Annotated in this window: 8 protein-coding genes; all 8 read right to left on the bottom strand. The window is 63.0% G+C overall.

What is annotated here, in order from left to right; translation table 11 throughout:
• Window positions 1–320, bottom strand: a 320-nt coding sequence (locus VQ045_RS15355) for an HNH endonuclease signature motif containing protein (RefSeq protein WP_331830714.1), incomplete at its 3' end; no start/stop codon positions are given.
• A gap of 152 nt (window positions 321–472) precedes the next feature.
• The gene (locus VQ045_RS15350; protein WP_331830713.1) at window positions 473–859 is read right to left on the bottom strand and encodes a hypothetical protein; all 387 of its coding nucleotides are present in this window, start codon (window positions 857–859) and stop codon (window positions 473–475) included.
• 68 nt (window positions 860–927) lie between these two features.
• On the bottom strand, window positions 928–2,064 hold the full coding sequence (locus VQ045_RS15345; RefSeq protein WP_331830712.1) for a phage major capsid protein: 1,137 nt from the start codon (window positions 2,062–2,064) through the stop codon (window positions 928–930).
• On the bottom strand, window positions 2,061–2,606 hold the full coding sequence (locus VQ045_RS15340) for an HK97 family phage prohead protease (protein ID WP_331830711.1): 546 nt from the start codon (window positions 2,604–2,606) through the stop codon (window positions 2,061–2,063). The genes VQ045_RS15345 and VQ045_RS15340 overlap by 4 nt, the downstream gene beginning before the upstream one ends.
• Window positions 2,603–3,823, bottom strand: a complete 1,221-nt coding sequence (locus VQ045_RS15335) for a phage portal protein (RefSeq protein ID WP_331830710.1) — start codon at window positions 3,821–3,823, stop codon at window positions 2,603–2,605. The genes VQ045_RS15340 and VQ045_RS15335 overlap by 4 nt, the downstream gene beginning before the upstream one ends.
• Window positions 3,823–4,368, bottom strand: coding sequence for a hypothetical protein (locus VQ045_RS15330; RefSeq protein WP_331830709.1), 546 nt, complete (start codon window positions 4,366–4,368; stop codon window positions 3,823–3,825). The genes VQ045_RS15335 and VQ045_RS15330 overlap by 1 nt, the downstream gene beginning before the upstream one ends.
• A gap of 141 nt (window positions 4,369–4,509) precedes the next feature.
• Window positions 4,510–5,583: a hypothetical protein gene (locus tag VQ045_RS15325; protein ID WP_331830708.1), complete on the bottom strand. Its 1,074-nt coding sequence runs from the start codon at window positions 5,581–5,583 to the stop codon at window positions 4,510–4,512.
• A gap of 298 nt (window positions 5,584–5,881) precedes the next feature.
• The gene (locus VQ045_RS15320) at window positions 5,882–7,258 is read right to left on the bottom strand and encodes an AAA family ATPase (RefSeq protein WP_331830707.1); all 1,377 of its coding nucleotides are present in this window, start codon (window positions 7,256–7,258) and stop codon (window positions 5,882–5,884) included.
• Window positions 7,259–7,315: the final 57 nt, after the last annotated feature.

Below are 7,315 nucleotides of genomic sequence, written 5' to 3'. Positions count from 1 at the left end.
CCATCGACGGCCGCCGTCTTGCGGCCGTGGCAGGGTGCGCACATACTGGCGAAGTTGGTCGGGTCCAGCCTTCGGTGCGGCGCCTTCCGAATGCTGGCGATATGATCGACCAGCGTGGCCGGCTGACCGCATGATACGCACAAGGGGTTGCGCGCAAGGTGATTGGCTCGGGCTTCCCGCCACGCGGCATCGTACCCGCGTGCGGCTGGTGACGGGCGGTTGGCGTCGCTTTCAGCCTTGCGCCTTGCAGCGCACGGACACGGGCGGCCTGCAGGCACGGTGCGTCCGCACGGGCATAGGCGCGGACCCTTGCTCGGCATGATGGTCTCTCCTGAATGACGAGCGGCCCGCACCGAAGCACGAGCCGCTGATGGGCTTTGCGACCTTGACCCTCTTACTGAGCGTGGCGGCAGGGAGGTCGCTGATCGTTACCGGACGAGCCCGTCGCCCTCGCATGTCGCCGCCGGATTAGTTAGGCGACCGGACGATCCGCCGCGTGGCCCTTCACGACCATCACGCCAGCCGCAATAGAAGTGCCACCATTCTTGGTGAGGACGGTGCGGACATACCGCTTGTTGCCGATGTAGCCGACCTTCGCCACGCTGTCGGCGGCAAGGCTCGCCGGGAAGGCGCCGACCATCTCATCGGCCGCAACGTCGGTGAAGGCGCCGGAGGTCGTGGTGTCGCTCTCCTGGATCTTCGCGGTGAAGTCGCCGGCCGTGACGATGGCGCCGCTGTTGACGATGACAGCCGCGCTATCGAAACCGATGAGGTCGATCGCCGGGCTGGTGTTGGTGGCGCTAAGAACGGCCGGTGCGACCGCCTGGACGACGCCGATATTGTTCGCGATGTCTCGCATGGTGTTCTCCTAAATGAAGCGGGGCGCCACAGCGGACGCCCCGAGGAAGGTGAAAGAGACGGTCGCGATTAGCTCGCCGCGATCTTCAGCTTGCGAACGGCCTCGGACTGCACGGTGGCAGCGCCGACGCGGCGACGAGCATGGAAGCGGACCTTCCCGGTAGTCGCGAGGCTGTACGGATCGCGGAGGATCGACATCGCGGCGCGGTCATAGATGCGGAACGCCCGCATGAAGTCACCGAACACCACCGGGAAGGTGCCTGCCGCGATGTCGGGCATGTCGACCGCCTCGACCACAGGCCTCGACAGGATCGTCTCCGGCTGACCGGCAGCATAGCTGGGCTGCCATAGGTAGTTGCCCTGACCATCCTTGAGCTTGCGCAGGGCAGCCAAGGTCGTGCCGTTCATCATGAACGCGCCGGTATTGCGATAAAATGCCGGCAGGCCATACACGAGGTCAATCAGGCCGTCAGCGGTAATGGCTGCGGCAGAACCGGACACGCTGAAGTCGATGCCAGTCGCCGACATGAGACCAAGCGGCTTCTTCACGCCGTCGCCATTCAGGAGGGAGGAGCCCTCCAATCGACCGAATTCCTCAGCGAGGTCAGAAGCGACCTCCGCCTCGACGTTGACCGCAGCATCTTCGAGAAGTTGGACCGACACATCGACGTAAGCGGCCATTTCGTGGATCGGGATTTCGATCTGCCCGTAGGCGGATTCCGTCCCCGTCCGCGTTTCGGTTTCTCCAACCCACGAAGCCGTAGGAGTCCCGGTACGCTTGGGGAGTATGACGCTAGATGCTGCCGTCGATCCGACGCGGGCAGCCTGGCGAACCGGGCTGAACTGCACGAGGTTCCTGATGATCTCGGTGCTGAATTCAGCGGGCGCAAGATAGCCGCCACGGGTGTCGTCGGCGACGACCAGCGCCTTGGCCTCTTCGGCCGGCATCCGCTGCTCGCCGAACTTCAGGAACGATGCGAAAGCCTTGCGCTCAATAGCAGGCTCTTCCTGGCGGTTGTCGTTCGCCGCCGGCCGATTGGCCTTGGCTTCCAACTTCGCCAGGCGCTCGGTGAGATCAGCGAGGGGGGCAGTCTTCTTCTGGAAGTCGCCGGTCAGCGCGTCCAGCGCGGCCTTCACCTCATCGAAGCCAGCGGCCTCGTCTTCGTTGGCTTCGGATTTCGTTTCAAGCTGCAGCAGTGCGGTCATTTGATGCCTTTCGAAAGGGATGTGCGCGCCGAATTGATTGCGGCGACGAGGTTGGAAAAGTCGGTCGGCTGGTGGTGCTTGACGCCGCTGATGGTCGCTTCGGCGTTGCTCGGAAAAGTCACGGCGGAGATTTCCCAGAGGTCGACGGCCTCCAGGATTCGGGCGCCTTTCGTCCGGTCCATCCGGTGGCGGACTGCGCGGTAGCCGACCGACAGGGAGTCGATGATGCCGGCCTTCATCAGGGCGTGAACCTCGCGGCCCTTCTCCAGATCCAAGAGGAGGCGGCCCTTGACCTTCAGGCCCCGTCCATCCTCTTCGATGCTGTCCCAGACGCCAATCGGCGTCGTCGGATCATGATGCCAAAGCATCTTCACGCGGGAGGCTGGACGCGCCACCAGCGAGGCCTTGTAGGCACCGGGCATAACGATGTCCCGGTGGTCGTCGCGGTTGCCGAAGATGCTGGCGTAGCCCGTGAAGGTGCCGTCCTCGCCGATAGCCTTCGTGTCGAGCTCGACGGTGGCGCCAAGGTCGCGTTTCGTCATGCTGCTGCCTCCCGATTGGGTGTGGTGTTATTGTTCGCGGCGGCAGGCTGTCCCGGCGTCGTGTACGGGCTGGCTAGTTGGTTGCCATCCGGGAGCGCGGGCATATTCTCGCGGCGCCTCACGTCGTTCGCGGTAAAGGCGCCCATTGCGCGAAACTTCGCGTAGGCCTCGGCCCGAGTGGCCGTGTCGCCGCGAAGAAGATCGTCCACCACGAACGCGATCGAGTGCGAGGCCCGGTCATCGCGGGCAAGCAGTGTCCGCCGATAGGCATCGGTCCAAGCCTTCAGCCATGGCAATAGGCAAAGCTGGAGGAACTGCAGCGTCTGCTGCTCGACATTGCTGAAGGTGCCACGGTCGAGTGCCTGGAGCATCGTCACAGGCACACGGGTGAGCCTCGAAATCTCGGCGACCTGTATCGCCCGCTGCTCCGCGTGCTGACTTTCGACACTGGTGAAGGCAACTGGCATATACTTTGCCGAGTTATCCACCACGGCTACACCGCCAGAGCCTTCGCCACCATGCGTAGCGCGCCAGGACTCGCCGGCCCGCTTTGCTGCTTCCGCCGTGAGTTTGCCTTCGAAGCTCAGCACGCCGCCCGGTCGGCTGTTGTTCTTCATCAGGCGGGAGCTCGTCTGCTCCAGGAGAATCGCGAGGCCGATCGCGTTCCGGCCAGATGACAGAAGACCGAGGCCGCACTTGCCGTCTAGGCTGGGAGCCTGGATATGGATGATCTGGTCCGGCCCGTAGATCGCTTGCCCGATGCGATATCGGGGCTCACCAGAGTCGAGATATTCAACCACAACGTTGGACCGCTGCAGATGCAGGATTTCGACCGGACGACCGCCAGCTTTGTTTACGAAACCGAACCCATCGCCATGAAGGATGGCATCGACCGTGACTAGTTCACGGACCTTTCCAGCGGACTGCCAGTCGTTCGCCTCGTCGTGCACGACCGCATAGGCTGGGTGGTCAGGCGCTGGCTCCTTGCCGTCCGGCGCAACGGCGTAGACCTTGCACGGCAATGTCGCCACGGTGGTCGCAATCAAGTTCACGGCGGCGTTTACCGAGGGCACCATCATGGCCGATGCCGCGTTGACCGCGACTCCAGTTGAGGAGCCGGTGAACCAGCCGGTGAGCGCCAACCAGGATTCAGACAGTGGATCCGTGAGTTCGGATTTCGTTTCCGACACGGTGACGCTTCTGGAGAAAGGCCACATCACGCTTTCTCCCTCGCCAGGATCGCGAACATGGCATCCGCGACGTCAAAAATGATGGCGTCGGCCGGGACGATGACATGCGGACGCCGGAAGCGCTCATTCTCGGCGCCGCGGCGCGGCAATGGCGCTGCCCAGGTTGCGCCGTCCCATTCCGCAACAATCGCCTGCGGCTCTCCGCCCGCTAGGGAAACGATGATGCGCGTGTCGCGCCGGTCGCCGTTCGGGAGTTCCGGGAGAAGATCGCCGGTAGCTACGTCGCGGGTGGACATCGCGAGGAAGCGGTCGACGACTAGTCCGGCGACCTTCTCGGCATGGACCGGCTGCATGCCAGTCGTCGCGATTAGATCCGCCATCGTTTTAAGTTTCATCAGGTCGAGGCCACTGAAAAGCCACGCCCCCAGCTTGCGATGCTTACACCCTACATCGACAACTTGGCGTGCCAGCCAGGAGCGAAGGACGCCCTCGTTGACGCCAGAAACGTCAAGCGCCTCCGACATCGTAAATTGGTACTCCCCGAAGTCGACGGGAGTATCGCCGGTCAGCATTACTGTACCGCCTTTCTGGTCGTATGAAGCCAAGCGGGTGCTTGGCAATGAAATGGGCAAAGAAAAGCCGCCCGGAGGCGGCTAAGTTGACCTGCGAAGGCCTGCTATATGTTCACCGGATGAAACCGGAAACAGGTATAGCTAAGATGCAATCTTTTTTACTGCGACAGCAAGATTATCATTTGCAGCGATCAGCGCTCGCTTGCCGGCATGCCTAGCGTATTGTCCGCAATGTCCAAGCGATCTGCCAATTTCCTCATAGTTGCTAGCGGTCATTGCGGCGTCGAGCGTCTTGGCGTCGTCGTCGGATAGGGACTGACGTATCATTTCGGCTTCCTGCCGCTCGGCGAGCGAGGTCTCGGCGTTGTCCTGCGGCTCTGCGAGCGGGCGCTTTCCGACTGTCGCAAACGCGATGAAGCTATCGGCCACGAAGGGCGAGCCGCAAGGCAGGCCATCGGGCATCTTCTCGGCTGCAGGCAGACCTACGAAGGCGCGGGCCTCATTAAGTGTCATGCTGGTAGGCGGCAGCGGCGGGACGGGAATATCGCGCGCCTTCCGCCGCTTCCCGCCCTTGATGTAGCGCGCAGGGGGGGTGCCGAGCACTTGAGCGAAGAATTCGTTACTCGCAACAATCGCTACCGGCCTCCGACCCGGACCGAGTGCGGCGCCGGATCTGTCGACTGAGTCCATGAGCGCCCCGGCAGGCATCCTCACCGCACCGAGGCGGACCTTTCCGAACTCGGAAAGCAGGAGGCAGCGTTCCGCCTGTTGTCCGTTGCTGAAGCGAAACCGTCCCATGCGGACGATTTTGCCATCCTCAATGTCGATGTCGCCCCCGACAGGGATGCAGTCGACCGCGCCACCGCCGCCGAGTTGGGCGTGGCAGAACTGGCGCATCTCGACGTTTTTAAGTTCCCGCCTGATCGCTGCGATGGAAGGCCGGATTTCGTGGCTGCGGTCGATGCTCGCGGATGATACCGCCTCGTTATCGCTGTCGGCACGCAGAAAGTTCGTGCCGTCCGGCTCGTCTCTGCGGGACCACTGCCGCCACCGCTTCAGTGCTGCAAAACGCTCCGCCGCCGGTCGGTCCCCGGCAACAGGGCGTGCCGGCTCTGGCATCAGCGCGCCGTCGTGCGCAGGGGTGTTCCGCCGCCATGCGGCGAGCGCGGCGCGGTGCATGCTGGGCGACCAGTTGTCGTCGGTTTTGAAAGCCATTCGGATCTCGCAAGTTGAGGCGCCGCTCTGCGTCGGCTGCCGGGAAAAATCGTGCGCCGTGCGCCCTCTAGAAAAAGGACGCGCACGCACGACCCGGAAGGAGGGGATAAATCCCCCCTTCCTTCATGGGGGTTTTTGATTTTAAACCGTGCGCGCGCACGGCATTGATTTCATTGAACAATTTGCCGATTTTCGTGCGTGTCGTGCGCGGTTTCGTGCGCGCGCACGATTTCCGCACGATGGGGTGTAAAATCGGCACAAGTCGTGCGGACCGATTTTTGGCAATCCGCACGATGTCTCACGCCGCTTTTGCTCTGTGCTTGGCGAGGATTCCGGCTGCCGTTCGGGCGGCAACATCCGCGTGGTATTGCTCACCACGCGCCTCGACCGCGGCTTCCTGACCTGCCAGTGTCAGCTTCCATTTTCCCCGCACGTAGGTAACGAGCTTTTCCTGCCTCAGCTTATCGGCTGCCCGGCGGACGCGCCCCTTATGCGGGGCGCCGTCTTTATACCAGCCCAGCGCCTCGGCCCGTTCGGCAAGCGACAGGCTGGCGTCTCGATCGATGGATAGCAGGACCGCATCCTCATCTCGACGTGCGTCCGCTGCCTTCTGGCGCACTTCGCCGCCGGACAGCACGGCTGCCATGACGGTCGGTATATGTCGACCACGGCTGTCTTGCAGGCCCGGCGCGGTGACTGTCTGAAGCTCGAACATGACCGGCTCGAAGTCGGGTCCGCGGTGCTTCCCCTGCCAATGCAGCTTCACTGTGCCGTCGCTGGACTTGACGCAGACGAGGTTTCCATCGACTTCGGCGATGAAGGCTCCGCCGCCTCGCGGCAGAAGATTATCCGAAGCTGCATTCTTCGTCGGGTGGCAGGCGACCATCACGCAGGGATGCCCCGGCAGTGTCGTCAGGGAGCGCAGCTCACGAGCATGGCGGCCAAGCTCGACATTGGCATTCTCATCCTGCCCTTGGAAGTATGCCGCAGACGTGTCGACGATGACAAGGTCGACTCCGCCTAGCGCTTTCACGTCCGCCTCGATCTTCTCAAACATCGCAGGGATGCTGAATGTGCCCTTTATGAAATGGACGTCGATCGTCTCCACATCGAACGGCATGTGGTGCGCCATGGCTATCCAGCGCATGGTGATATCGTCAGGATTCTCTCCCGCGAAATAGATTACGCGGCCCTTGCGCACCTCGCGGTTGCCAAGCGGCTCGCCCAGCGCCGTCAGCGCTGCGGTCAAGAGCAGTACGGCCGTTTTGCCCGCGCCGGTCTGTGCCGTCAGCGCGTACAGGAACGAAGACTGCGCGATGCCGTCGATGTGGTAGTCGGGCGGGACGAAGCCCCGAACGAAATCGCCGCTTGAGATGATGCCGGGATATGCGTCGGGCTTGTTCTGGTTTGCGGCTACAGGCGGGGAGGAACGCGCCAATGCCGTCAGCGCTCCAGCATCACCGCCCGCGTCTAGCCAGTCAGAAACGTCGCCCTTCGCCGGGAGGTCGGGCAGGGTGACGCGGCGAACCGTGGCGATGCCGGTTAGCTTCTCAACTGCGATCTCCGCCTTCCGCTCGCCGGCCGTATCGTTGTCCGCCATGACGTAGACGGTGCGTCCGCGAAGCGCCGCGATGTCCTCAGGCCACGACCCGTTCGGAACGGTGGTGGCGAGCACTCCGATCTCGGCCAAGCGATCGGCGTCCTTCTCGCCCTCGCAGAAGAAGACGGGTTC

Origin of the sequence: Aurantimonas sp. E1-2-R+4, assembly GCF_036549515.1 — a bacterium.
Classification (GTDB): domain Bacteria; phylum Pseudomonadota; class Alphaproteobacteria; order Rhizobiales; family Rhizobiaceae; genus Aurantimonas; species Aurantimonas coralicida_A.
The sequence above is the reverse complement of the archived record's forward strand: the minus strand, read 5'-3'. Positions and strand labels throughout refer to the sequence as shown.

Excerpts from the sequence above, each read along its gene's own strand:
- VQ045_RS15350 (WP_331830713.1), bottom strand. The coding sequence starts at position 859 with ATGCGAGACATCGCGAACAATATCGGCGTCGTCCAGGCGGTCGCACCG.
- VQ045_RS15345 (WP_331830712.1), bottom strand. The coding sequence starts at position 2,064 with ATGACCGCACTGCTGCAGCTTGAAACGAAATCCGAAGCCAACGAAGAC.
- VQ045_RS15340 (WP_331830711.1), bottom strand. The coding sequence starts at position 2,606 with ATGACGAAACGCGACCTTGGCGCCACCGTCGAGCTCGACACGAAGGCT.
- VQ045_RS15335 (WP_331830710.1), bottom strand. The coding sequence starts at position 3,823 with ATGTGGCCTTTCTCCAGAAGCGTCACCGTGTCGGAAACGAAATCCGAA.
- VQ045_RS15330 (WP_331830709.1), bottom strand. The coding sequence starts at position 4,368 with ATGCTGACCGGCGATACTCCCGTCGACTTCGGGGAGTACCAATTTACG.
- VQ045_RS15325 (WP_331830708.1), bottom strand. The coding sequence starts at position 5,583 with ATGGCTTTCAAAACCGACGACAACTGGTCGCCCAGCATGCACCGCGCC.